We start from the raw sequence: 22,724 nt of genomic DNA, 5'->3' as shown, positions 1-22,724 counted from the left end.
TTAGGGGGCGTCCTAAGCTGGTCGGGCACCCGCGGGAGTGGTGGAATCGGTAGACACGCAGGATTTAGGTTCCTGTGCTTTCGAGCGTGAGGGTTCAAGTCCCTTCTCCCGCACGAGGGCGCGGCCCGCCCGCCCGTGGTCGACGGGGAGCGGATCCGCCCGCCGCGGCGCTCCGACCCGCGACGAGGAGCACCCGTGGACGACCGCCTCCGCCTCTGGACCGAGCCGACGCCCGTGCATCCCGTCCCGCGGCTCGCGGAGGCCGTCGGGCTCCGACCCGACCGGCTGCTGATGAAGCGGGACGACCTCATCGGCTGGGGCGGCGGCGGCAACAAGGCCAGGAAGCTCGAGCGCTCGCTCGGCCGTGCCGTCGCGCGCGGCACGGACGCGGTCGTCACCACGGGCGCCCCGCAGAGCAACCACGCGCGCATGACGGCGGCGGCCGGTGCCGCGCTCGGACTCCACGTCGTGCTCGTGCTCGAGGGGCACGAGGTCGCCGAGCGCGGCAACGTGCTGCTCGACGCGCTGTACGGGGCGCGGATCGTCTGGTCGGGCGACGCGGGCGCCGAGACGCGGGCGGGATCCGTCGTCGCGGAGCTCGAGTCCGCGGGCGCACGCGTGCACCGCGTGGCGTTCGGCGGATCCGACGCGCACTCCGTGCAGGGCTTCGTCGACGCGGGCCACGAGCTGACGGCGCAGGTCGGCGAGGTGGACCACGTGGTCGTCGCGCTGGGATCGGGCGGCACGATGGCCGGGCTCGTCGAGGCGCTCGGGCCGGAGCGGGTCCTCGGCGTGCACTGCGGCGCCGTCGGCGACCCGCGCGCCGTGGTCGCCGGCTTCCTCGCCGAGCGCGGCACGGGGATCGCGGCCGACCGCCTCCGCATCGACGCGGACCGCGTGGGCGCCGGGTACGCGCGCCTCACCGACGAGGCGCGCGCCGCGCTGACCCTCGTGGCGCGGACCACCGGGATCCTCCTCGACCCCACCTACACCGCCCGGGCGGCCGCGGGGCTCGTCGCCGCCGTGCGCGACGGATACATCGGCGAGGACGATCGCGTCGTGCTCTGGCACTCCGGCGGCGTCCCGGGCCTCTTCGGGCACGCCGAGCTCGGCGGCTGAGGGCGCCGCGCCCCTCGACCGGGGGTGGCCGGGACTCGGCGCGCTCGCGGCGGCTCCCGATATCCTGTGCTCTGCCGCCGCTCGATCGAACGGGTCGTCGCGGCCCACCACGACTGGAGCCCCACACGTGCATCCCCAGCTCTTCGACTTCCTCGACTCGACGACCCTCATCGAGTCGTTCGGGGGATTCGCCCTCGTCGGGATCTGCCTCATCATCTTCGCCGAGACGGGCCTGCTCTTCGGCTTCCTCTTCCCGGGCGACACGCTGCTGGTCATCGCGGGCCTCACGCTCCCCGGCATCACGGGCATCGACATCTGGTGGATCTGCCTCGCCATCGCCTTCTCCGCGTTCGCGGGCGGCGAGGTCGGCTACCTCATCGGCCACAAGGCGGGACCGCGGGTCTTCGAGCGCAAGGACTCGGGCATCTTCAGCCGGCAGAACGTCGTGCGCACCAACGCGTTCTTCGCGCGGTTCGGCGGCCTCGCCGTCATCGCGGCGCGCTTCGTGCCCATCGTGCGCACGTTCGCGCCCATCGCCGCGGGCGTCGGCCACATGGACTACCGCAAGTACTCCTTCTACAACGCGATCGGCGCGCTCATCTGGGGCGCCGGGCTCACGTTCCTCGGCCACCTGCTCAACGGGTTCCCGCCCATCCGCGACTTCGTCACGCACTACATCGACTACGTGCTGCTCGGCGCCGTCGTCGTGACCGCGGTGCCCACCGTCATCCACTTCCTCCGCGCCCGCAAGCACGCGCGCGACGAGGAGGCGGCGGGCGTCGCGGCGGAGGACGGCGAGGAGCTCGCGCTCGCCCCCGAGTCCTTCGACCAGGACCCGTCGAACGACCCGCGCCGCTGAGGCGGGCGGCGGCGAAGCGGACGTGCACGCGTCGATGATGCGAGCGGCCACGCGGCGCTGATCGATCGACCCCGGCGATGCCCCGACTGCCGGTGACACGCGGCGCCGGGCCGTGATCCGCGGCGCCCACCCGACGGGTCGGCCGCCGTCTCAGACGTGGTGCCGGTGCTCGTGCCCGGCGTGCTCCGCCGGCTCCAGCTGGAAGGTGCTGTGCTCGACGTCGAAGTGGTCGTCGAGGCATCCCGCGAGCCGGTCGAGGAGCTCCCCCGTGCGGCCCTCGCGGAACACGTCCGGCTCGACGACCACGTGCGCCGTGAAGACGGGCGACCCCGACGTGATCGCCCACACGTGCACGTCGTGCACGGCCGTGACGCCGGGGGTCTCGAGCAGGTGGGCGCGGATCCGCTCGGGCTCGGTGCCCACGGGCGTCGACTCGTTGAGCACGCGCACGACGTCGCGCAGGAGCACGACCGCGCGCGGGACGATGAGCGCGGCGATGACGAGGGACGCGATCGCGTCCGCGCGGCCGAAGCCGGTGAGGGCGATGACGACACCCGCGACGATGGTCGCGACCGAGCCGAACGCGTCCCCGAGCACCTCGAGGTACGCGCCGCGCACGTTGATCGAGCGCTCCGCTCCCCCGCGCAGCACGAGCAGCGCGGCGACGTTGGCGACGAGGCCGAGGCCCGCGGCCACGAGCATCACGCGCGGGTCGATCTCGGGGCCCTCCGGCGCGAGCAGCCGCTGGACGCCCTGCACGGCCACGTAGACCGCGACGACCGACAGGATCAGGCCGTTCACGAGCGCTCCGAGCACCTCGCCGCGCTGGAAGCCGAAGGTGTGCCGGTCGGTCGCGGGACGCGCGGCGACGACGGTGGCGACCAGCGCGATGCCGAGTCCGAGCAGGTCGCTCGTCATGTGGCCTGCATCCGCGAGGAGGGCCAGGGATCCGGAGACCAGCGCCCCGACGACCTCGACCACGAGCACGACGGCGGTGATGAGGAGGGCCGCGACGAGGCGCCGGCGGTCGGTCGTGGCCGCGCCGTGGTCGTGCGATCCGGGGGCCATGCGTCCACCGTACGGGCCCGCGGCCATGCGGATCCAGCCGGCGCCGCAGTCGGGAACGACTCCCGCTCTCAGCAGAGCGGGAGGAGCGGTCAGACCTCGCCGAGGAGCTCCCGGCGGACCACCGGCATGATCGCGTCGAACGCCCGCGCGCGATGGCTGACCCGGTTCTTCTCGTCGGCGGTGAGCGCGGCCGCGCTGGCGCCGCCGGTGGCCGGGCGGAAGATCGGGTCGTAGCCGAACCCGCCCTCCCCCGCGACCTCACGGAGGACGGATCCCTCCCACACGCCGACCGCCGTGCGCTCGACGAGGCCGTCGGCCGTCGGCACGACGAGGGCGGCCGCGCACGTGAAGCGCGCGCCGCGATGCGCGTCGGGCACGTCGCCGAGCTGCCAGAGCAGGAGCTCGAGGTTCTCGCGGCTGTCACGCGACGAACCCGACCAGCGCGCCGAGAAGATGCCGGGCGATCCGCCGAGCACGTCGACGCCGATGCCCGAGTCGTCGGCGAGGGCCGCATGGCCGGTGTGCCGGGCCGCCGCGCGCGCCTTGATCAGCGCGTTCTCCTCGAAGGACGTGCCGTCCTCCACAGGCTCGGGGCCGTCGTAGGCGACGAGGTCGATTCCGTCGAGGCGGGCCCCGAGGATCCGGCGCAGCTCCTCGACCTTGTGCGCGTTGTGCGTGGCGAGGACGAGCGGGATCACGGGCGGTCCCCTCAGCGCCCGAGCGCCTGCGCCTGCAGCGCGGTGAGCGTGGTGCCGCCGCCGAGCGCGAGGTCGAGCAGGGCGTCGAGCTCGGCGCGGTCGAAGGGCGCGCCCTCGGCGGTGCCCTGGACCTCGACGAAGGAGCCGCTCCCGGTCATCACCACGTTCATGTCGGTCTCGGCGCGCACGTCCTCGACGTACGCGAGGTCGAGCAGCGGCTTCCCGTCGACGATGCCGACGGAGACCGCGGCGACGCTGTCCTTCAGCGGCGTGGCGCGCTGCGCGATGAACTTGCGCTCGCGGCCCCACTCGAGCGCGTCGGCGAGGGCGACGTACGCGCCCGTGATCGCCGCCGTGCGCGTGCCACCGTCGGCCTGGAGGACGTCGCAGTCGATGACGATCGTGTTCTCGCCGAGCGCCTTCATGTCGACGACGGCGCGGAGGCTGCGGCCGATGAGCCGGGAGATCTCGTGCGTGCGGCCGCCGACCTTGCCCTTGACGGCCTCGCGGTCCATGCGCTCGTTCGTGGCGCGGGGCAGCATCGCGTACTCGGCGGTGACCCAGCCCTGGCCGCTGCCGGCCTTCCACCGCGGGACGCGGTTCGTGAAGGACGCGGTGCAGAGGACGCGGGTGCGCCCGAAGGAGATGAGGGCGGATCCCTCGGCCTGCTCGCTCCAGTTCCGCTCGATGGTGATCTCGCGCAGCTGGTCGGCGGCGCGGCCGTCGTGGCGGGGGGTGTCGTCGGTCATGTGCGGCCTCGGCTCGTGTCGGGGGTGGGGGTGCCGTCCCGGTCCGGATGCGTCGCCGCGTCCGGCCGGGGCGGGCGGGGAAGCTGGATGGCGCCGGTCTCGACGAGCTCGACGTGCGTGACGCCCGTGCCGAGCATCCGCCGCGCGAGCGCCTCGAAGTCGGACGCGCTGCCGCCGGTGGCCTCGTAGCGGATCACGGGCGGCGCGTCGGAGCGGCGCTCGAGTCCCGCGGAGACCAGCTCGCGGTAGACGTCCTTGGCGGTCTCCGTGTCGCTCGAGACGAGCGTGACGTCCGGGCCCATGAGCAGCGAGATCGCGCCCTCGAGGAACGGGTAGTGGGTGCAGCCGAGCACGAGCGTGTCGACGCCCGCCGCCCGCAGCGGCGCGAGGTACCCCTCGGCGGCCGCCATGAGCTCGGGCCCGGAGGTCTCGCCGCGCTCGACGAACTCGACGAAGCGCGGCGCCTCCGCGGAGGTGAGCTCCAGGTGCGGCGCGGCCGCGAAGGCGTCGTCGTAGGCGCGGCTCGTGACCGTGGCGTGCGTGGCGATGACGCCCACGCGGTGGTTGCGGGTGACGCTGACCGCGGTGCGGACGGCCGGCTGGATCACCTCGACGACGGGGATGTCGTACCGCTCGCGCGCGTCCCGCAGCATGGCGGCGGACGCGGTGTTGCACGCGATCACGAGCAGCTTCACGCCGCGCTCCACCAGGTCGTCGAGCACGGCGAGGGCGTACCGGCGCACGTCGGCGATGGGCTTGTCGCCGTAGGGCGTGTGGGCGGTGTCGCCGATGTAGACGATGGACTCGCGCGGCAGGAGGGTGGCGACCGCGCGGGCCACGGTGAGGCCGCCGACGCCGGAGTCGAAGATCCCGATCGGCGCGTCGCTCATCCCGCCAGCCTACCGGCGGGCCGGGCGGCTCCCGCGGCGTGCGCGGCGGCGGCGTGCGCGGGCCCCCGGCTCACATCGAGCGCCGCGCGTCCTCCTGCGCGACCAGCTCCGGCAGGTCGCTCAGCCGCTTCAGCCCCGCGAGCGGCTGGGCCATGCGCGCGTTGCCGCGGAGGCGGTCCTGGTTGCGGTCGAGGAACCACCAGTAGCCCGCGGTGTACGGGCACGCCGTGGGACCGACGCGCACCTTGGGGTCGAAGGGGCACCCTCCGCAGTGGTCCGACATGCGGTCGATGTAGGCGCCGCCTCCCGCGTACGGCTTCGTCGCCATCCGGCCCCCGTCCGCGTGCAGCGCCATGCCGACGACGTTCGCGGGCATGACCCACGGCGTGCCGTCGACGAACGAGTCGATGAACCAGTCGTTCATGGCGGACGGGTCGTAGCCGCGCTGCAGGGCGAGGTTGCCGAGGATCATGAGGCGCTCGATGTGGTGCGCCCAGCCGTGCGTGCGGACCTTGTCGACCACGTGGGCGAGGCACGCGGCCTCGATGCCGGACGCGTCGAGGTCGAGCAGCGCGCTCGGCACGCCCCGATGCGCGTCGAGCCGGTTCTGCGAGGTGTAGTCGTCCTCGAAGGCCCAGTAGAGGTGCCAGACGTAGTCGCGCCAGCCCATGATCTGCCGCACGATGCCCTCGACGCTCTGGATGGGCGCACGGCCCGCCGCGTGCTCGGCGACGATGCGCTCGATGACGTCCGCCGGATCCAACACCCCCATGTTCAAGGTGGCGCTCAGCAGCGAGTGCGCCATGGTCCAGTCGCCCGCGAGCGAGGCGTCCTCGAAGGGTCCGAAGTCGTTGAGCCGGGTCGCGACGAAGTCCTCGAGGGCCAGGCGTCCCTCCTCCGGCGTGACGGCGAAGCGTCGCGGGCCGTCCTCGCCGACGAAGCGCATGAGCCCCTTGCGCTCCCACTCGTCGAGGTCGGCGCGCACCTCGGCGTCGATGTCGTCCTCCTCAGGCCACCACGGCTCGGGCAGGCCGAGGCTCGCGGCTCCCCTCGGCGGACGCTCGCGGTTGTCGTGGTCGTAGTTCCAGCGGCCGCCGACCGGATCCTCTCCGTCCATGAGGATGCCCGTGCGGGCGCGCGACCAGCGGTAGAAGTCCTCCATGACGAGGCGGTTCGACGTGCGGCCCGCCATCCACTCCGCGAACTCCTGCTCGCTCGTGACGAAGCCGCGGCTCGGCAGCACCGCGGCGCCGACCTCCGCCACGAGGCGCCGCAGGCCGCGCGACGTGGGGTCGACCACCTCGAGGTCGTCGCGACCGCTGACCGCGTCGCGGTAGTGCTCCACCTGGTGGAACTCGACCCGGTCCCCCAGCGCCCGCGCGCGGTGCCGGATGCCGGAGAGGATGAGGTGCGCCTTCGCCCGGTGGTACGGGCGCCGCGCCAGGAGGCCGCGCGACTCGATGAGCAGCATCGGCCCGCCGTCGTCGAAGTGGTCGCCCAGCTGGTCGGCCAGGATCCATCGGGTGCGCTGCATGCTGCGACCCTAGGCCGGACCCCCGTCATCGCCGCGGCGCGTGCGCCAGGCGGATCGACCGCCTGCCGGCCGCCGCGACCTCCGCGACGGGCCGCCGCGAGGGCGCCGCCCTAGGCTGGGCACGTGCACCAGGCGACCTCCCTCCTCACCGACCGGTACGAGCTGACGATGCTCGACGCAGCGCTGAAGGCGGGCACCCACGACCGCGAGTGCGTGTTCGAGTGCTTCGCCCGCCGCCTGCCGAGCGGACGCCGCTTCGGCGTCGTCGCGGGCACCGGCCGCCTGCTCGAGCTGATCCGCGACTTCCGCTTCGGCGACGCCGAGCTGGAGTACCTCCGGTCCGAGCGCGTCGTCGGCGAGGAGGCGCTCGCCTGGCTCGCCGACTACCGCTTCCGCGGCCGCATCACCGGCTACCGCGAGGGCGAGGTCTACTTCCCCGGCTCGCCGCTGCTCACGGTCGAGGCGCCCTTCGCCGACGGGGTGATCCTCGAGACCCTCGTCCTCAGCGTCCTCAACTACGACTCGGCGGTCGCGAGCGCGGCCGCGCGCATGGTGCAGGTCGCCGGCGCCCGACCGCTCGCCGAGATGGGATCGCGCCGCACGGGCGAGCGCTCGGCCGTCGCCGCGGCGCGCGCGGCGTTCATCGCCGGCTTCAGCGCCACCTCGAACCTCGAGGCCGGCCGCACCTGGGGCGTCCCGACGATGGGGACGGCCGCGCACTCCTTCACGCTCCTGCACGACACCGAGGAGCAGGCGTTCCGGGCGCAGGTCGACGCCCTCGGCGCCGGGACGACGCTCCTCGTCGACACCTACGACGTGCGCCAGGGCGTCGAGACCGCGGTCCGCGTCGCGGGCACGGGCCTCGGCGCCGTCCGGCTCGACTCCGGCGACCTGCCCGTCCTCGTCGGCGAGGTGCGCGCCCAGCTGGACGCGCTGGGCGCGACCGGCACGCGGATCACCGTCACCAACGACCTCGACGAGCACGGCATCGCGGGCCTCGCCGCCTCCCCCGTCGACTCGTACGGGGTCGGCACGTCGCTCGTCACCGGGTCCGGCGCCCCCGCCGCGGGGATGGTCTTCAAGCTCGTCGCCCACCGCGAGGCGGGCGGACGGGGCGAGTGGGTGGCCGTCGCCAAGCGCTCGACCGGCAAGCAGAGCCGGGGCGGCCTCAAGGCCGCGCTCCGCCGGCACGACGCCGACGGCGTCGCGACCGCGGAGCTCGTCACGGTCGGACCGCACCCGGATCCGCGCCCGGGCGACCGCGACCTCGTCGTGCCGCTCGTCGAGGCAGGCGAGCCGGACCCCCGCTGGCTCGGCGCGGAGGGCACCGCCGCGGCCCGCGCGCACCACGCGCGCGTCGTGCGGGACCTGCCGGCGCAGGCGTTCCGGCTCCGCGCCGGCGACCCGGCCATCCCGACCGAGGAGGGCTCGACCGCCTGAGGCCGGTCGCGCAGACGCGCGCCTACTCCGCCTTCATGCCCTCGTAGATGCGCTTGCAGTCCGGGCACACGGGGAACTTCTCGGGGTCTCGGCCGGGCAGCCACTTCTTGCCGCAGAGCGCCTTGACGGGCTTGCCGCTGAGGGCGGACTCGAGGATCTTGTCCTTCTTCACGTAGTGCGAGAAGCGCTCGTGATCGCCGGGCTCGATCGTCTCCTGCTCGAGGAGCTCCTCGAGCTCGCGGTCGAGGGTGTCGGTGCCGCCGCCCTGGGCGGGGCTCCCGGGGGACTGTTCGATGCTGAGGATGACCATCGTCCCAGTGTACTTTTCCGCGCATGCCGCGACCCCGGGGGATGTCGCGCGCGACTCCGCCGGTCGGCGTGGCCGCGGGTCCCGTGGAGGGCGCGCCCGGGCCGCGGACCGGGATCAGTGGCGCTGCGCGAAGGCGAGCAGCTCGGGCCCGCGGCGCTCGAAGACCCGGCCCCCGCCGACCACGCCGACCAGGAGCGCGAGGACGCCGATCCCGAGCCCCACCACGAGCGACCACGTCGGGTACGCGCCGCCGTGCACGAGCCCGAGCCAGCCGAGCCACGCCGACGGGAGCGCCAGCACGACCGTGGCGATGAAGGTCAGCGTCGGCACGGTGGACGCACCGGCGCCGACGGTCTGCGGCGCGTGGAAGGGGCTGTCGCCCGGACGCGAGGCGGGATAGGGGAAGCGCGCCGAGAAGAGCGACGCGAGTCCGGCGCCCGCGAGCAGCACCCCGCCGCTGACGCCGACTACCGACGGCAGCACGGCCGTGTCCCCGAATCCCAGGGCGCTGAGGGGCGCGCCGATCGCGACCAGCGGCACGCCGATGGCGAGCACCGGCACGAGCCGCCCCACGCGGTCGGCCGTGCCGCGGATCCCCGACACCACGTGCAGCCACACCGCGGTGTGGTCGTGCGCCGTGTCGTTGTGCACGCTCCAGCCGAGGAACAGCGCCATGACCGGCAGCGGCACGAGCGCGAGCACGTGCGCGTCGACGTCGACGATCACGAGCGGGACGAGCAGCACGAGCGGCAGCACGGGGATGAGGACGAGGGTCGCCCGGTAGCGGGGGTCGCGAACCCAGTAGGTGACGCTGCGCGCGGCCACGGCACCCGCGGGGGACGCGCCGAAGCGCCCGAACCAGCCGAGGCCGGTCTGGCTCCGCCCGCTGCGCGCCCGGTCGGGCGCCGTGAGCGACCACGGCACGGCCCGCGTCCAGAGGAGCGCGAGGAGCGCGGCGGAGGCGAGGGCGACGAGGAGCATGCCGAGCGCCCCGCCGGCGTCGCCCGCGACGGCCGCGGCGGGTGCGGCCCACGCGGCGCCGATCGGCGTCCAGGCGAGCGCCCCGAGCAGGCCCCGGACCGGGCGGAGGCCGTCGTCGAGCAGGTCGGCCTGCGCGAGGGCGACGACCACGGGGACGAGGAGGACGGCGACCAGGCCCGCGACGAGGCCCGTCGCCTCCCGTGCGCGGCGCGTGCTGAGCAGGACGGAGGCGGCGACGGTGCTCAGCCGCGCGACGAGCACGCAGGTCACCACGGCCGCCGCCGCGGAGAGGATCGCCACGAGTGCCGTCGCGGGGTCGCGCGCCCACGTCACGACGGTGGTCAGCGCGACGACCACGAGGGCCGCGCCGGGTGCGCTCACCAGCGCGGCGACGCCGAGGGCCAAGGCCAGCGACCGGGGCTCGATACCGTAGGGGGCGAAGCGGCGCGGGTCCATGGCGTCGTCGGATCCGAGGACGAGGGGCACCACGAGCGCCCCGAGGACGACGAGCGCTCCCCCGGCGACGACGATGTCGCGCGCCGAGGAGACGTCCGCGTCGCGGAGGCCGGCGAGGGCGCCGATCGCGAGGACCGTCACGAGGATCCCGTACACGGCGGCGACCACGAGCCCGAGCACCTGCCACGGGCTCCGGCGGAACGCGTTGGCGAGGAGCGCGAGCCTCAGTCGGAGAACGAGTGCAACCACGAGAACCCCTCCGCCGTGCGTCGGCCGCCGGCCAGCGCCACGAACCGCTCCTCGAGCGTGCGCCCGGCGCGGACCTCGTCCATGGTGCCGGCGGCGAGCACGCGGCCGTTGACGATGATCGCGACGTGGTCGCAGATGCGCTGGATGAAGTCCATGCCGTGGCTCGAGAGCACGACCGTGCCGCCGTGCGCGACGTAGTCCTGCAGGATCTCCACCACGTTCGCGGCCGACACGGGGTCGACGGACTCGAACGGCTCGTCGAGCACGAGCACGCGCGGGGAGTGGATCATCGCGCAGGCGAGCGCGACCTTCTTGGTCATGCCCGCCGAGTAGTCGGTGACGAGCCGGCCCACGGCGTCCTCGAGCCCGAAGGCGGCGACGAGGTCGGCGGAGCGGTCGCGGATCTCCGCCGCGTCGAGTCCGCGGAGCGCTCCCGAGTAGTGCAGGAGCTGCGCGCCCGTGAGGCGGTCGAAGAGACGGAGCCGGTCGGGCAGCACGCCGATGCTGCGCTTGGCGGTGAGCGGATCGCGCCAGACGTCGACGCCGTTCACGGTGACGGTGCCGGCGTCCGGCCGGAGGAGGCCCGTGACCATCGACATGGTGGTGGTCTTGCCCGCGCCGTTCGGCCCGACGATCCCGTAGAAGGACCCCGCGCGGACCGTGAGCGCGACGTCGTCGACGGCCACCTTCTCGTCGAAGCGCTTGGTGAGCCCCTCGATCACGAGGACCTCGTCGCCGAGCTCGGGCGCGGCGGCCCGGTCGCCGCGGACGGAGGGGGTGAGCGCCGTCTCGTCGACGCGCGCGAGGCCGCCCCGGGGCGATCGCGGCGCGGTGAGGCTGTCGGTGCGCACGGTGACGGAGCGGGTGGGCTCCGGCCTCGGATCCGGGACCGGGACGGCGGCGTCCGCGGTTCCGTCGGCGCGCTCGGCCGGCTGTCCGGCGTCGGAGCCCGCAGTCCGATCGGACGAGTTGATCGAGGTCGCTGCATCGGTCGAGGTCGCCTCGTCGGTCGAGGTCGCCTCGTCGATCGACGGCGCATCCTCGGGCATGACCGCATCGTCGGTGGCGGCCGCATGGTCGGTCGAGGGCGTCTCGTCCGCGGCGGGCGTCCCATCCAGGGCGGGCGTGTCGTCGGTCGAGGGCGTCTCCTCGGCGTCTCGCAGGACCGCGGCCTCGACGTGCGCCGCGGACTCCTCGGGGAGGGCCTCCTCCGCGGGGTCGTCTGCGTCCACCGCGGACTCGTGCGCAGGGGCAGCCCCCTCGACGGGGGCGGCGTCATCCCGCTCGCCATGGGCCGAGGGCCCGTCCTCGACGACGGAGCTCTCGGTGGCGTCGTCCGGATCCTCGGCGGGCGCGGCCGGAGCCGCGGGTGCGACGGCGCCCTCCGCCTCGACGACGTCATCAGCCTCGACGGCGTCGTCAGCCGGGGCAGCGTCATCGGCCGGGGCGCCGGGCCGGTCGTCCTCCGCCGCGACGGGGGCGTCGTCGACGTCCTCGCCCACGAGCGCGTCACCCGCCCCGGCGGGGGCATCCGCACGCGGGTCGTCGCGTCCGGCACGGGCCGCGTGATCCTGCTCGGCGGCGTCGAGGAGCCCGCGCAGCTCCGCGACGGCGTCGTCGCGCTCGCTCGTCGCGGGCGCGGGTCCGGCCGGGGCATCCGACGAGTCGTCGGAGATCGGCGCTGCCGCCTCCGGCGTCGTGGGCCCCTGCTCGTCGGCGGGAGTCGTGGTCTCGGGAGCGGCGTCGGCCGCGGTGGCACCCGCGGGTCGCTGGACGCGGGTCCGCTTCCGCACGCGCGGGGACCGCGGGGCCGCGCCCGTCGTCGGGTCGTCGCCGTCCTCGCCCAGCGCCGCCGGACGGGCCGCGGGGGGCGTGACGCGAGGCGACTTGACGCGCGGCGCGGTGGGGGCGACGACCACGGCGGGGGCGGTGCGCGGCGAGGGCGCCGTGGCCCGCCGCGGCGGGCGCGGAGCGGGTCGCGGCGCGGGAGCGGCGGCATCGGCGCCGGTCGTGCGCTCGGCGTCGGAGCGTGTCGCGGAGGCGCTGCCCGCTGCTCCGTCGGGCAGCACGGCGGACCGGTCGGACGTCGCGTCGGATGAGGTCGTCTCGTCGGGGGCGTCGGTCACGCGCCCACGTTAGCAAGGCCGTCCTCCGTGCCCGCCTGCGCGTCCTCGCGCGACGTCGAGGATCGCGCGCGGGCGTGCCGGCCGCGGGTCCGCCCCCGCCTCGCGCGCCCGCCGGGACGTCACGAAAGGGACACGACCGGCGCCCGCATCCCCCGGATTTCCTCACCCGCAGCGTAAGGTGGAGGAGGCATGACGGCGTGTCGAACAGGAAACCCGCGGGTGAAGTCCCGGCGAACCCTCGACGTCGGAGGGCTCCCGATCGGACTCCGCACCCCGCATCGAACGGAGAACACATGACCACCCAGGTAGTCATCCTGGCGGCAGGCATGGGCAGCCGTCTCGGACGCAGCCTCCCCAAGCCCCTCACCGAGCTCAGCGACGGCCGCACGATCATGGGCCAGCAGTTCGACAACATCCGCTTCGGCCTCGGCGACGACGCCAAGGTCAGCATCGTGGTCGGCTACAAGCTCGACCACATCATCGACGCCTTCCCGGACGCCGAGTACATCTACAACGAGCAGTACGACCAGACGAACACGTCGAAGAGCCTGCTCCGCGCCCTGCGCGCCTCGGGCCCCGGCGGCGTCCTCTGGATGAACGGCGACGTCGTGTTCGACCCGATGATCCTGCGCCGCGCGGCCGCCATGATCGCCCGGGACCAGTCCTTCGTCACGGTCAACACCTCCCGCGTGTCCGACGAGGAGGTCAAGTACACGACGAGCCCCGAGGGCTACATCCGCGAGCTGTCGAAGACGGTCGTCGGCGGGCTCGGCGAGGCCGTCGGCATCAACTACGTCTCCAAGGCCGACAAGCCCGTCCTCATCCGACAGCTCGCCCGCGTCGGCGACCAGGACTACTTCGAGCGTGGAATAGAGTTGGGCGTCGAGCAGGACTCCCTGCTCATCGAACCGGTAGACATCTCCGACCTGTACGCGGTCGAGGTCGACTTCGCGGAGGACCTCGAGAGGGCCAACCTCTTCGTCTAGGCCGCCTCGGGGATGCTGACGCAGAGGATCCCCGCCGTGCACGATGCCGTCCGTCCCGGCCGCGCGTCCCGCACCCCCGCGGCCCGGTACCGCCGATCGCTCTGGCTGCTGACCACGCGCGACCTCAAGGTCCGCTACTCCACGAGCGCGCTCGGCTGGTTCTGGTCGATCCTCGACCCGCTGGTGATGTCGGGCATCTACTGGTTCGTCTTCACCGTCGTCTTCTCCCGCGACGTGGGCGAGGAGCCCTACATCGTCTTCCTCCTCGCGGCGCTCCTGCCGTGGATGTGGTTCACCGGCGCCACGAGCGACTTCACCAAGGCGTTCAGCTCGCAGGCGAAGCTCGTGCGGTCGACCCGGATCCCCCGCACCATCTGGGTCCTGCGGCTCGTCCTCGCCAAGGGGTTCGAGCTCATCGCGAGCCTGCCGGTCCTCGCGGTCTTCGCGGTCGTGGCCGGCGCGCGGCTGTCGGTCGAGGTCCTCCTGTTCCCGCTCGCCGTGCTCATCCAGGCGGCGCTGCTGCTCGGAATCGGCCTGGTCGTCTCGCCGCTCGTCGTGTTCTTCCGCGACCTCGAGCGCGCCGTCAAGCTCGTCCTGCGCTTCCTCTTCTACGCCTCCCCCGTCGTCTACTCGTCGCGCGACCTCCCCGCCGAGCTGCACCCCTGGGCGGCGCTCAACCCGCTCACGGGCATCTTCGGCCTCTACCGCTCCGCGTTCTTCCCCGCGGAGCTCGACTGGTACGCCGTCGGCGTCAGCGCCCTCATCGCGGCCGTCCTGCTCGCGGCCGGCGCGCTCGTCTTCCGCCGCTCGCTGCCGGCCGTGCTGAAGGAGATCTGATGGACGCCGCACCCGCCACGGCCGACGCCTCCGCGCCGGTCATCGCCGTCCGCGACGCGGGCATCCGCTTCCGCCGCAACCGCAAGGCCCGCCGCAGCTTCAAGGACCTGTTCGCCGGATCCGCCCGCCGCGCCCGGCCGGGCGAGTTCTGGGCGCTGCGCCACGTGACCTTCGAGGTGCGCGCGGGCGAGGCGATCGGCGTCGTCGGCCGCAACGGGCAGGGCAAGTCGACGCTCCTCAAGCTGGTCGCCGAGGTGCTGATCCCGGACGAGGGCGCCATCGGCGTGCACGCGGGCGTCGCGCCGCTCATCGAGATCACGGGCGGCTTCGTCAACGACCTCACCGTGCGCGACAACATCTACCTCACGGCGGGCCTGCACGGCATGTCGAGGGCGGAGATCGACGCGCAGTTCGACGAGATCATCGCGTTCGCCGAGATCCCCGACTTCGTGGACACCCCGTACAAGCACCTGTCCAGCGGCATGAAGGTGCGCATCGCGTTCGCGGTCATCTCGCGGCTCGACGAGCCCGTCCTGCTGGTCGACGAGGTGCTCGCCGTCGGCGACAAGGCGTTCCGCGAGAAGTGCTACCACCGCATCGAGCAGATGCTGGCGGAGGGCCGCACCCTCTTCTTCGTCTCGCACAACGAGCGGGACCTGCGCCGCTTCTGCACGCGCGGCCTCTACCTCGACAAGGGCGCGCTGGTCCTCGACGGCCCCATCGACCGGGTCGTGGACGCCTACAACGCCGACCACGATCCGCCCCCGGCCCCGAAGGCGACGGCCGGCTAGGCGCCCCTCCTCCCCAGCCCCGCCCCTCCACAGGCCCTCGACCGCGCACGTCGCACGTCGCCCCTACCGTGCACGCATGCTGCGACCCGTCCCGCCCCTGCCCGTCCGTCCGGATCCCGAGCCCGCCTACCGCGTGCCCTGGCACTTCGACCGCACGCTCGAGCGTCCGCGCTTCGCGCTCGTCAACGTGGGCGACGAGGTGCTGCACGCCATCTCGCTGCACCTGCTCGGCTCCGGCACGATGCTCTCGCGCGCGCCCGTCACCGTGCGGCCCGGCGAGCGGCTGTCGACCACCATCCGCGGGGACGACCTGGCGCTCGACACCGTCCTCGTGGTGCGGTGGTTCCGACCGGACGGAGGCGAGTACCTGTGGCGGGTCAGCTTCTGATGGGCGTGGTGCCGCGCCGGTCGCGCTCGCGCTCGAGGCGGATGAGCTCGGCCGGCGAGTCGCCGTCGTCCTGCGGCAGCATGTCGGCGGTGAGGCCCGTCACGAGGAGCCCGGCGTCCACGTCGAGGCCGCTCACGATCTTGATGATGTTCCGCAGGGAGGGGTTCCGTTGACCGCGCTCGATCTTGCCCAGCGCGGTCCAGTGGATGCCGGAGAGCTCGGCGAGCGTCTCCTGGCTGATGCCGATGCGCTGGCGCTGCTCGCGCACGCGGGCGCCGAACGCGGCGGCGGCCTCGGAGACGGTGGTGACCATGGCACATGCTTATCCGCCACATGAAGGAATAGCCAGAGCGCGGACGTCCCATGCGTTCGCGGCCTGCTCACCTGGGCACCGCCGGAGTGCCACGTGCGCCGCGCAGACCCCGAGGGCACGAACGATCAGCCGCCGCCGCGTAGGCTCTCCCCATGAACGACGCACCCGAGCTCGATCCCGCCGTGGCCACGGGCATCGATCGTCTCCTGTCCGTGCAGCGCCCCGTCGTGCTCGCCCACATCCGGTCGATCCGCGCGCGTCACCCGGAGGCCTCCCCCGACCGCATCATCGCGATCCTGGAGAAGCGATTCCTCGCCGCGGTCACCGCGGGCGGCGCGGCCGTGGGCGCCAGCGCGGTCATCCCCGGCATCGGCACGGGCGTCTCGCTCGCCTTGACGGGCGTCGAGACCGCGGGCTTCCTCGAGGCGAGCGCGCTGTTCGCGCAGTCCATCACCGAGGTCCACGGCATCACGGTCGAGGATCCGGTGCGGGCACGCGCGCTCGTCATGACCATGATGCTCGGCGCCCCCGGCGCGCAGGTCATCCAGCAGTTCACGGGGCAGTTCTCCGGCCAGCCCGTGGACCGGAACGCCAACTGGGGCCGGGCCATCACGTCCGGCCTGCCGTCGTTCGCCATCGGGCCCATCGCCGACCGGATCAAGCGCGCCTTCATCCGCCGCTTCGTCGTGAACCAGGGCGCGAGCGCGCTCGGCCGCGCGGTGCCCTTCGGCATCGGCGCCGTCATCGGCGGAGCCGGCAACCGGATGCTCGGCGGCAAGATCGTCGCGAGCTCGCGCCAGGCGTTCGGCCCGGCCCCCGCGACGTTCCCGGCCGACCTCGCGGTGCCGGGGAAGAAGCCCCGCGTGATCCGCATCGCGGAGAAGAAGGCCGCCAAGCGCTAGCGGGCGGGGACCCCGGCGCCTCGCGGCGACGACGCGCTCAGGACTCCTCGTCCTCGTCGTCCACCTCGGCGTCGCCGCCGTCGGTGGCCTCGTCGCGCGCGTGCAGGGCGGCGTGCCGGTCCCACTCCGCCAGCAGGTGGTCGATCGCGGCGTGGAAGCGCGCGGTCGCGGCACCGGGCGTCGCGTCGCCGAAGTAGTGGCGCACCCACGCCGCGAGCCGCCGGTCGGCCGCCGCGTCGTGCTGCAGCTCGTCGAGGCGCGCGACGATGCCGCGGGCGTCCTCCGCGGTCAGCCACTCGCAGTCGGAGAGGTAGCCGTCGGTGTCGACCTGCGCCTCGGCCTGCACGGGTCGCGTCACCATGAGCGGCTTCCCGGCCGCCAGCCGGTCGTAGACCATGGCCGAGATGTCGACGATGGCCATGTCGGCCGCGGACAGCTGCCAGCCGAGCTCACGGGACCGGTCGACGACGTGCTGCGCGGAGGCGTCCTGCGCGTTGGCCCGCTCCAGCATGCCCGCGATCTCGCGGTTCGCCCGCGCGTACTCGGGGTCGACGACGCCCGAGCGCGGGTGCGGGCGGTACACGACGCGGTGCCGACCCGTGGCGATCAGGTCGCGCACGAGCGGGACGCCGTGCGAGGCGATGGACCCGTACGCGGCCGCCGCCCGGTCACCCTCCCAGGTGGGGGCGTAGAGCACGACGGTCCGGCCGTCCGGCGTGAACGGAAGCTCGCCCGCGTAGTGGTCCGCCTGCGGACGGCCGATGGGGATCGCGCGCCGGTCGAGGTCGTAGTCCCAGAGCACCTTGCCGAGCCGGGCGCGGGCCGCGTCCCCCGCGATCAGGCTGTAGTCGTACGCCTTGAACTGGTTCGTGGTCATGTACATCTTGTCGGACTCGCCGTGGTTGACGAAGACGTGCCAGCGGCGCCCGTACCGCATCATCTGGAAGTTGCGGGTGTTCTGGTTGACGTAGAGGACGATGCGGATGTCCTGCTCCGCGATCACGCGCTCGAGGTCGGCCACCCGGCGCACGTACTCGACCGGCAGCGGGCTCTCGTCGAGGAGCGCGTCGGCCCCGCTGGGGTGGCGGCTGAGGATCACGACCGGGTGCGTGCGGGCGAGCTCCACCAGCGGCCGGTACCACTGGCGGATCTGGTACATGTTCACCGCGGAGTCGGCGAAGTACACGGCGATGCGGTACTCGCCCTGCGGCGACGGCGGACGCAGCGCGAGCTTGCGCTGCAGGGATCCGCGCGCCCGACGCTGCTGGACGAGCGAGCGGATGGCGCGCACGCCGAGGCGCGCGTCGTTCAGGAGACCCATGCATCCACCGTAGCCAGCGCTCCGGACGCTCCCGACCCGGCCCCGGTCGGGGGCGCGGAACGGTAGGAGATCGTGACCGCCGGGCGCCGTGTCACGATCAGATGACGGGCGGCCTGCCCGCGCGCGTCATCCGGAGGACGGTCCGCCAGGACAGGGGTCGCCGTCGGCCCGGGGAGGTGGTCCAGCCCTCGCGCCAGCCGCGCAGCCACGTGCCGAGCCCGTCCGCGCCGCGGGCGCTGCGAATGAGCTGCACGGCCGTCCACGTCGCGACGTAGACGGGCACGAGCGGCAGGGGCAGGTTGCGGCGGGCGAGCCAGACGCGGTTGCGCGCGTTCAGGCGGTGGTACTCCGCGTGCCGGGTGGGGGCGACGGCCGGATGGTGGGCGACGAGGTCGCCGGCGTACCAGGCGCGCAGCCCCTGGTCCCAGATCCGCCACGCGAGCTCGATCCCCTCGTGGGCGTAGAAGAACTCCCCCGCCCAGCCGTCGGCCGCCTCGAACGCGTCGCGGCGCACCACGACCGCGCCCTCGAGCACGGAGAAGACGGCGCTCGAGTCCGCGGGATCGCCCTTGCGGATGCGCGGGATCCAGCGCCGGGGCGTCGCGGCTCCGGTCGGGTCGACGATGCGGGGCTGGATGAGCGCCACGTCGACCTGGTCCCGCATCAGCGCGAGCGCGTCCCGGACGAACGACGCGCTCGGGACGGTCTCGTCGTCGTCGAGGAAGAACAGCGCCTCGCCGACCACGAGCGGCACGCCGGCGTTGCGCCCGGCCGGGATCCCGAGGTTCTCGGGGAGGTGCAGGCCGCGGACCCCCGCAGGCAGGCCGACGGGGTCCCAGCCGTTGCCCACCACCACCACGTCGAGCGCGACGCCCTCCTGGCGCAGGACCGAGGCGAGGGAGGCCGCCAGCCCCTCCGGCCGACGCCCCTGGCTGAGGACGACGACGCCGACGCGCGGCAGGGCGCCGGTCACGCGGAGGTCAGCCGGCGCGAGGTGACGATCATGACGAAGTGGCCGACGAGCGCGAGCACCGCGAGCGGCACGAGAGCGACGAGGAACACCCGGTCGGTCGCCGGCTGACCGGCGACGAGGCCCGCCAGCGCGACGACGAAGGTCACGATGGTGAGCTCCACCGAGTGGAACATCCGGTGGAAGGGCAGGAAGCGCACGATGCGGCGGGCGGTGGCGATGAGCGACCGCTGCGAGGCCACGGTGCCGGCCCCCGCGGGCGCCTTGGGCAGGTCCGCCGACGCCCGCGCCACGCGCACCATGTCGTTCAGGGCCTTGTTCAGGACGATGACGAGCGCCAGGGCGAAGGCCAGCGTCGTCCACGGGAGGTCGCCGGGCGCCTCGAAGGGGTAGGCGGCCGCGCGGATGCCGAGCGCGAGCGCGATCAGCGTCTCCGTCGAGTAGTGCCCGACGGCGTCGAGGAAGTGGCCCACCGGGGACGAGGTGCGGCGCCAGCGCGCCACCTCGCCGTCGCAGCAGTCCACGAGCATCTGCAGCTGGCCGAGCACGAGCGCGAGCGCGGCGCCCGCGATGCCGGGGATCAGGAGCGCGGCGGCGGCGGCCCAGCCGGTGAGGATCATGACGACCGTGACGCCGTTGGCGCTGATGCGCGTGCGGAGCAGGAGCCACGTGAGGTACGGCGAGAGGTCGCGGAGGTAGAGGTGCGCCGTCCAGTGCTCCGCGTTGGCGCGCAGGCGCACCTCGGGCGGCTGCGTCACCCGACGGAGCTCGGCGATGGATCCGGGCAGGCCGCGCCCGTCGGGGTCGGTCGTGGGGGTCATCGGCCCGTGTGCCCGTCGAGGTCGTCGGTGAGGTGCAGGAAGCCGAGCACGAAGCCGGTGCCCCAGCTGAAGTGGATGCACGGCAGCACCGCCGCGAACCGCAGCATCGTGGACGCGCCGTCGCGCGCCGCGACGCCGACGGTGCTCACGAGGACGAAGCCCGCGTACACGCCGGGCACGGCGAACGCGCCGACCAGGCGACGGAGGCCCGGCAGGCCGACGGCCGGGCCGACCACCCCCGCGGCACCGAGGAGGAGCCCCGTGGCGACGCCCGCGACGGCCACCGGCGGCACGAAGTAGCGGATGCCGTTCTGCCGCGGGTAGCGACGCGCGAGCTCGCCGCGCCAGAGCCCCGTCGCGAAGAACTGCCGGACCAGCGAGCGGAAGGTGGAGCGGGGGCGGTAGGTGACCTTCATCCGGGGCGTGAACCACACGAGGCCGCCGCTCTGGCGGAGGCGCCGGTTGAGCTCCCAGTCCTGGCCCCGGCGGACGCCCTCGTCGAAGAGCCCCACCTCGAGGAGCCGCTCCCGGCGGAACGACCCGAGGTACGCGGTCTCGGCCGGACCCTCCTCGCCGCCGACGTGGTGCGCGGTGCCGCCGAGCCCGACGCGGGCCCCGTAGGCGCGGGCGACGGCCTTCTCGAACGGCGTGCGGCCCTCGGCCGACATGAGGCCGCCGACGTTGTCGGCGCCGGTGGCCTGCAGCGTCTCGACCGCGATGCGCGTGTAGTCGCGGGGCAGGAGGGAGTGGGCGTCGACGCGGATGACGACCGGGTTGCGGGTGGCGCGGATGGCCGCGTTGAGGCCGCCGGGCGTGGAGCCCGTGGGGTTCTCGACGCTCGTGATGCGCGGATCCGCCCGGGCCATCTCGCGCACGACCTCGGTCGTGCCGTCGGTGCTCGGACCCAGCGCGAGGACGACCTCGAAGTCGCCGGCGTAGTCCTGGCGCATCATGCTCTCCACCGCCGCGCGCACGTGCGCCGCCTCGTTGAGGATGGGCATGACGTACGACACGGCGGGCAGGCCGCCGGGGATGCCGGCGACGGGGTCGCGTCGCGGGTGGTTCGCCATCTGAGCCGATCTCGTGGGGAGGTGCGGCCGGGGCCTGCCTGGCCGAGCCTCGCAGGAGTTTACCAGCCTGCCGGATCCCCTGATCCCGGCACGAGAGAGGGGCGGACCGGCTGTCGCCGATCCGCCCCTGACCCTGCTGCGGGGTCGCTACTGCTGCAGCGTGCCGAGCTTCACGTCGACCTGCTGCTTCTGGCCGCCGCGAAGGACGGTCAGCTGCACGTCGCTGCCGCCCGGCATCGCGCGGACCTGCGCCGTGAGGTCGCTGGCCTTGCTGATGGGACGCCCGTCGAAGGCCGTGACGATGTCGCCCGTCTTGAGGCCGGCCGCCGCCGCCGCCCCGCCGCTCTGCGGCTCGGCGATGAACGCGCCGCCGACCGGGGTGGACGAGTCGCCCTTGGCGACGTCGCGGACGCTCGCGCCCAGGAGGCCGTGCGAGGCGGACCCGTCCTGGATGATCTCCTGGCCCACGCGCTTGGCGAGGTTGGAGGGGATCGCGAATCCGACGCCGATGTTCCCGGAGGTGCCGCTCGTCCCGCTGGCGTTCGCGATGGCCACGTTGACGCCGATGAGCTTGCCGTCGCCGTCGAGGAGCGCGCCGCCGGAGTTGCCGGGGTTGATCGCCGCGTCGGTCTGGATCACCGCGAGGTTGATGTTCGCCGCCGGCTGCGCCTGGCCGCCGGAGCCGCCCTGTCCCCCGGAGCCGCCCTGGCCCTCGTTGCCGAACGGCCAGAAGTTGAAGGGCGTCTCGTCGCTCTGGCTGCCGTCCCCCGGCGTCTGCGGCGCCGCGGAGGAGGCGACCTGGATGCTGCGGTCGAGCGCGCTCACGATGCCGTCGGTGACGGTGCCGGAGAGCCCGAGGGGCGCGCCGATCGCGATGGCGGTGTCGCCGACGTTGAGCTTCGACGAGTCCGCGAACTCGATGGGCGTCATCCCGCTCGCGCCGTCGAGCTTGATCACGGCGAGGTCGACCACCGGGTCGGTGCCGATGAGCTTGGCGGTGTAGAGCGCGCCGTCGGCGGTCTTGACCTGGATGGTGCCGTCCCCGGTCTCGCCGTCGAGGGTGACCACATGCGTGTTCGTGAGGACGTAGCCGTCGGCGGAGAGGACGACGCCGGATCCGGTGCCCCTGCCCTGGGCGCCCACCACGTCGATGGTGACGACGGATCCCGAGGCCTTCGCCGCCACCGCGGTGATGGGGGTGGCGTCCTCGGGGTCGTTGACCGTGATGTTGGCCGGGGACTGGCTGACCGCCTCGGAGGAGTCGTCGTCGTGCGCCACGGCCCAGGTCGTGAGGCCGCCCGCCGCGCCGCCGATGAGGGCGCCCACGGCGAGCATCGCGACGAGCGGCAGGGCCTTGCCCGCCTTCCGGCGCGGCGGCTTCGGGGCCTCGCCCGGAGCGGAGGCGGAGGGGGCGATCGCGCCGTCGGCCGGCGGGAGGGCGGCGGCGGGCGTGCCGTAGGCGAGGGTGTCGCGCTGGTCGGCCGGCGTGGCGGCGGGAGCCGTGGGAGCGGGGTGGGCGGCGGCCGCGGGTCCATCGGGGGCGGGCCAGGAGGATCCGGCCTCGCGCGCGTCACCGGAGGATGCGGCGGTCGTCGCCGGGTCGCCCTCGCGCGCCTGACCGGAGGATGACGGGCCCGTCGCGGAGTCGTCGGGACCGGTCGCGCGTGCGCGCGTGGCCTCGTCGTCGCCGGCTCCGTGGGGACTGTCAGTCATCAGTGGTGCTCCTCTCAGGTGATGCCAGCATCACGGTGGAGTCTGGGCGTTGTCTATGGCCGGGCTGACAGGCGTCGTCGCGTGCGGCGCACGTCCCGTGCCCGCGTCCGCGGGCGACCTCCCGCCGGCTCCC

General features: G+C 74.0%; 22 protein-coding genes and 1 tRNA gene. 9 read left to right on the top strand and 14 right to left on the bottom strand.

Annotation, left to right across the window (positions count from 1 at the left end; genetic code table 11):
• Positions 1-31 precede the first annotated feature (31 nt).
• From FGG90_RS02385 to FGG90_RS02375, 3 genes are all read left to right on the top strand, one after another.
• Positions 32-113, top strand: a tRNA-Leu gene (locus tag FGG90_RS02385).
• An 82-nt stretch (positions 114-195) separates the two neighbouring features.
• The gene (locus FGG90_RS02380; RefSeq protein WP_094130794.1) at positions 196-1,119 is read left to right on the top strand and encodes a pyridoxal-phosphate dependent enzyme; all 924 of its coding nucleotides are present in this window, start codon (positions 196-198) and stop codon (positions 1,117-1,119) included.
• Between the two features lie 127 nt (positions 1,120-1,246).
• A complete protein-coding gene (locus FGG90_RS02375) occupies positions 1,247-1,978 on the top strand; it encodes a DedA family protein (RefSeq protein WP_094130796.1) in 732 nt (243 codons plus the stop codon).
• 150 nt (positions 1,979-2,128) lie between these two features.
• Here FGG90_RS02375 and FGG90_RS02370 read toward each other — a convergent pair whose 3' ends face one another.
• From FGG90_RS02370 to FGG90_RS02350, 5 genes are all read right to left on the bottom strand, one after another.
• Complete coding sequence (locus tag FGG90_RS02370) at positions 2,129-3,046, bottom strand: cation diffusion facilitator family transporter (RefSeq protein ID WP_094130798.1); 918 nt, start codon at positions 3,044-3,046, stop codon at positions 2,129-2,131.
• An 89-nt stretch (positions 3,047-3,135) separates the two neighbouring features.
• A complete protein-coding gene (rdgB, locus tag FGG90_RS02365) occupies positions 3,136-3,744 on the bottom strand; it encodes an RdgB/HAM1 family non-canonical purine NTP pyrophosphatase (protein WP_094130800.1) in 609 nt (202 codons plus the stop codon).
• A gap of 11 nt (positions 3,745-3,755) precedes the next feature.
• The gene (gene rph, locus FGG90_RS02360) at positions 3,756-4,493 is read right to left on the bottom strand and encodes a ribonuclease PH (RefSeq protein WP_094130802.1); all 738 of its coding nucleotides are present in this window, start codon (positions 4,491-4,493) and stop codon (positions 3,756-3,758) included.
• Positions 4,490-5,383 carry a glutamate racemase gene (gene murI / locus FGG90_RS02355; RefSeq protein WP_094130804.1) on the bottom strand — a complete coding sequence of 298 codons (894 nt, stop codon included), beginning with the start codon at positions 5,381-5,383 and terminating at the stop codon, positions 4,490-4,492. Before murI ends, rph begins: the two co-directional genes overlap by 4 nt.
• A 70-nt stretch (positions 5,384-5,453) precedes the next feature.
• Positions 5,454-6,917, bottom strand: coding sequence for a cryptochrome/photolyase family protein (locus FGG90_RS02350; RefSeq protein WP_094130806.1), 1,464 nt, complete (start codon positions 6,915-6,917; stop codon positions 5,454-5,456).
• A gap of 123 nt (positions 6,918-7,040) precedes the next feature.
• On the opposite strand from FGG90_RS02350, the gene FGG90_RS02345 reads away from it, so the two are divergent.
• Positions 7,041-8,357, top strand: a complete 1,317-nt coding sequence (locus tag FGG90_RS02345; protein ID WP_094130808.1) for a nicotinate phosphoribosyltransferase — start codon at positions 7,041-7,043, stop codon at positions 8,355-8,357.
• A gap of 22 nt (positions 8,358-8,379) precedes the next feature.
• On the opposite strand, the gene FGG90_RS02340 is transcribed toward FGG90_RS02345, so the two are convergent.
• From FGG90_RS02340 to FGG90_RS16205, 3 genes are all read right to left on the bottom strand, one after another.
• The gene (locus FGG90_RS02340; protein WP_094130810.1) at positions 8,380-8,667 is read right to left on the bottom strand and encodes a DUF3039 domain-containing protein; all 288 of its coding nucleotides are present in this window, start codon (positions 8,665-8,667) and stop codon (positions 8,380-8,382) included.
• Positions 8,668-8,781: 114 nt separating this feature from the next.
• On the bottom strand, positions 8,782-10,353 hold the full coding sequence (locus FGG90_RS02335; protein ID WP_094130812.1) for an ABC transporter permease: 1,572 nt from the start codon (positions 10,351-10,353) through the stop codon (positions 8,782-8,784).
• Complete coding sequence (locus FGG90_RS16205) at positions 10,329-12,479, bottom strand: ATP-binding cassette domain-containing protein (RefSeq protein WP_414146369.1); 2,151 nt, start codon at positions 12,477-12,479, stop codon at positions 10,329-10,331. The genes FGG90_RS02335 and FGG90_RS16205 overlap by 25 nt, the downstream gene beginning before the upstream one ends.
• A 293-nt stretch (positions 12,480-12,772) precedes the next feature.
• On the opposite strand from FGG90_RS16205, the gene FGG90_RS02325 reads away from it, so the two are divergent.
• The 4 genes from FGG90_RS02325 (at position 12,773) to FGG90_RS02310 (ending at position 15,481) form a co-directional block, all read left to right on the top strand.
• Entirely contained in the window at positions 12,773-13,465 is a 693-nt protein-coding gene (locus FGG90_RS02325) for a phosphocholine cytidylyltransferase family protein (RefSeq protein WP_063071246.1), read from the top strand.
• 36 nt (positions 13,466-13,501) lie between these two features.
• Positions 13,502-14,302, top strand: a complete 801-nt coding sequence (locus tag FGG90_RS02320) for an ABC transporter permease (RefSeq protein WP_237583495.1) — start codon at positions 13,502-13,504, stop codon at positions 14,300-14,302.
• Positions 14,302-15,093, top strand: a complete 792-nt coding sequence (locus FGG90_RS02315; RefSeq protein ID WP_094130816.1) for an ABC transporter ATP-binding protein — start codon at positions 14,302-14,304, stop codon at positions 15,091-15,093. Before FGG90_RS02320 ends, FGG90_RS02315 begins: the two co-directional genes overlap by 1 nt.
• 76 nt (positions 15,094-15,169) lie before the next feature.
• Positions 15,170-15,481, top strand: coding sequence for a hypothetical protein (locus tag FGG90_RS02310; protein ID WP_043672820.1), 312 nt, complete (start codon positions 15,170-15,172; stop codon positions 15,479-15,481).
• On the opposite strand, the gene FGG90_RS02305 is transcribed toward FGG90_RS02310, so the two are convergent.
• Positions 15,471-15,794: a helix-turn-helix domain-containing protein gene (locus tag FGG90_RS02305; RefSeq protein WP_237583494.1), complete on the bottom strand. Its 324-nt coding sequence runs from the start codon at positions 15,792-15,794 to the stop codon at positions 15,471-15,473. The two genes, FGG90_RS02310 and FGG90_RS02305, sit on opposite strands and share 11 nt — an antisense overlap.
• A gap of 152 nt (positions 15,795-15,946) precedes the next feature.
• Between FGG90_RS02305 and FGG90_RS02300 the strand changes: the two genes are divergently transcribed.
• Positions 15,947-16,696 (top strand): hypothetical protein, encoded by a 750-nt coding sequence (locus tag FGG90_RS02300; RefSeq protein WP_094130820.1) that lies wholly within the window; start codon positions 15,947-15,949, stop codon positions 16,694-16,696.
• A 37-nt stretch (positions 16,697-16,733) separates the two neighbouring features.
• Here FGG90_RS02300 and FGG90_RS02295 read toward each other — a convergent pair whose 3' ends face one another.
• The 5 genes from FGG90_RS02295 to FGG90_RS02275 form a co-directional block, all read right to left on the bottom strand.
• Positions 16,734-18,017, bottom strand: coding sequence for a hypothetical protein (locus FGG90_RS02295; protein ID WP_094130822.1), 1,284 nt, complete (start codon positions 18,015-18,017; stop codon positions 16,734-16,736).
• Positions 18,018-18,114: 97 nt separating this feature from the next.
• Entirely contained in the window at positions 18,115-18,990 is an 876-nt protein-coding gene (locus FGG90_RS02290) for a glycosyltransferase family 2 protein (protein WP_094130824.1), read from the bottom strand.
• Positions 18,987-19,808: a CDP-alcohol phosphatidyltransferase family protein gene (locus FGG90_RS02285; protein WP_094130826.1), complete on the bottom strand. Its 822-nt coding sequence runs from the start codon at positions 19,806-19,808 to the stop codon at positions 18,987-18,989. The genes FGG90_RS02290 and FGG90_RS02285 overlap by 4 nt, the downstream gene beginning before the upstream one ends.
• A complete protein-coding gene (locus tag FGG90_RS02280; protein ID WP_094130828.1) occupies positions 19,805-20,878 on the bottom strand; it encodes a glycosyltransferase family 2 protein in 1,074 nt (357 codons plus the stop codon). The genes FGG90_RS02285 and FGG90_RS02280 overlap by 4 nt, the downstream gene beginning before the upstream one ends.
• A gap of 147 nt (positions 20,879-21,025) precedes the next feature.
• Positions 21,026-22,591, bottom strand: coding sequence for a S1C family serine protease (locus FGG90_RS02275; protein WP_094130830.1), 1,566 nt, complete (start codon positions 22,589-22,591; stop codon positions 21,026-21,028).
• Between the last annotated feature and the right edge of the window lie 133 nt (positions 22,592-22,724).

It is taken from the genome of Clavibacter michiganensis subsp. tessellarius (genome assembly GCF_021922985.1).
GTDB classification, from domain to species: Bacteria; Actinomycetota; Actinomycetes; order Actinomycetales; family Microbacteriaceae; genus Clavibacter; species Clavibacter tessellarius.
Note: the sequence above shows the minus strand (reverse complement) of the source record. Positions and strands in the feature narration are given on the sequence as shown.

Coding starts and splice junctions, on each gene's coding strand:
- FGG90_RS02370 (WP_094130798.1), bottom strand. CDS start 3,046: ATGGCCCCCGGATCGCACGACCACGGCGCGGCCACGACCGACCGCCGG.
- rph (WP_094130802.1), bottom strand. CDS start 4,493: ATGACCGACGACACCCCCCGCCACGACGGCCGCGCCGCCGACCAGCTG.
- murI (WP_094130804.1), bottom strand. CDS start 5,383: ATGAGCGACGCGCCGATCGGGATCTTCGACTCCGGCGTCGGCGGCCTC.
- FGG90_RS02350 (WP_094130806.1), bottom strand. CDS start 6,917: ATGCAGCGCACCCGATGGATCCTGGCCGACCAGCTGGGCGACCACTTC.
- FGG90_RS02340 (WP_094130810.1), bottom strand. CDS start 8,667: ATGGTCATCCTCAGCATCGAACAGTCCCCCGGGAGCCCCGCCCAGGGC.
- FGG90_RS02325 (WP_063071246.1), top strand. CDS start 12,773: ATGACCACCCAGGTAGTCATCCTGGCGGCAGGCATGGGCAGCCGTCTC.
- FGG90_RS02315 (WP_094130816.1), top strand. CDS start 14,302: ATGGACGCCGCACCCGCCACGGCCGACGCCTCCGCGCCGGTCATCGCC.
- FGG90_RS02310 (WP_043672820.1), top strand. CDS start 15,170: ATGCTGCGACCCGTCCCGCCCCTGCCCGTCCGTCCGGATCCCGAGCCC.
- FGG90_RS02305 (WP_237583494.1), bottom strand. CDS start 15,794: ATGGTCACCACCGTCTCCGAGGCCGCCGCCGCGTTCGGCGCCCGCGTG.
- FGG90_RS02300 (WP_094130820.1), top strand. CDS start 15,947: ATGAACGACGCACCCGAGCTCGATCCCGCCGTGGCCACGGGCATCGAT.
- FGG90_RS02295 (WP_094130822.1), bottom strand. CDS start 18,017: ATGGGTCTCCTGAACGACGCGCGCCTCGGCGTGCGCGCCATCCGCTCG.
- FGG90_RS02285 (WP_094130826.1), bottom strand. CDS start 19,808: ATGACCCCCACGACCGACCCCGACGGGCGCGGCCTGCCCGGATCCATC.
- FGG90_RS02280 (WP_094130828.1), bottom strand. CDS start 20,878: ATGGCGAACCACCCGCGACGCGACCCCGTCGCCGGCATCCCCGGCGGC.
- FGG90_RS02275 (WP_094130830.1), bottom strand. CDS start 22,591: ATGACTGACAGTCCCCACGGAGCCGGCGACGACGAGGCCACGCGCGCA.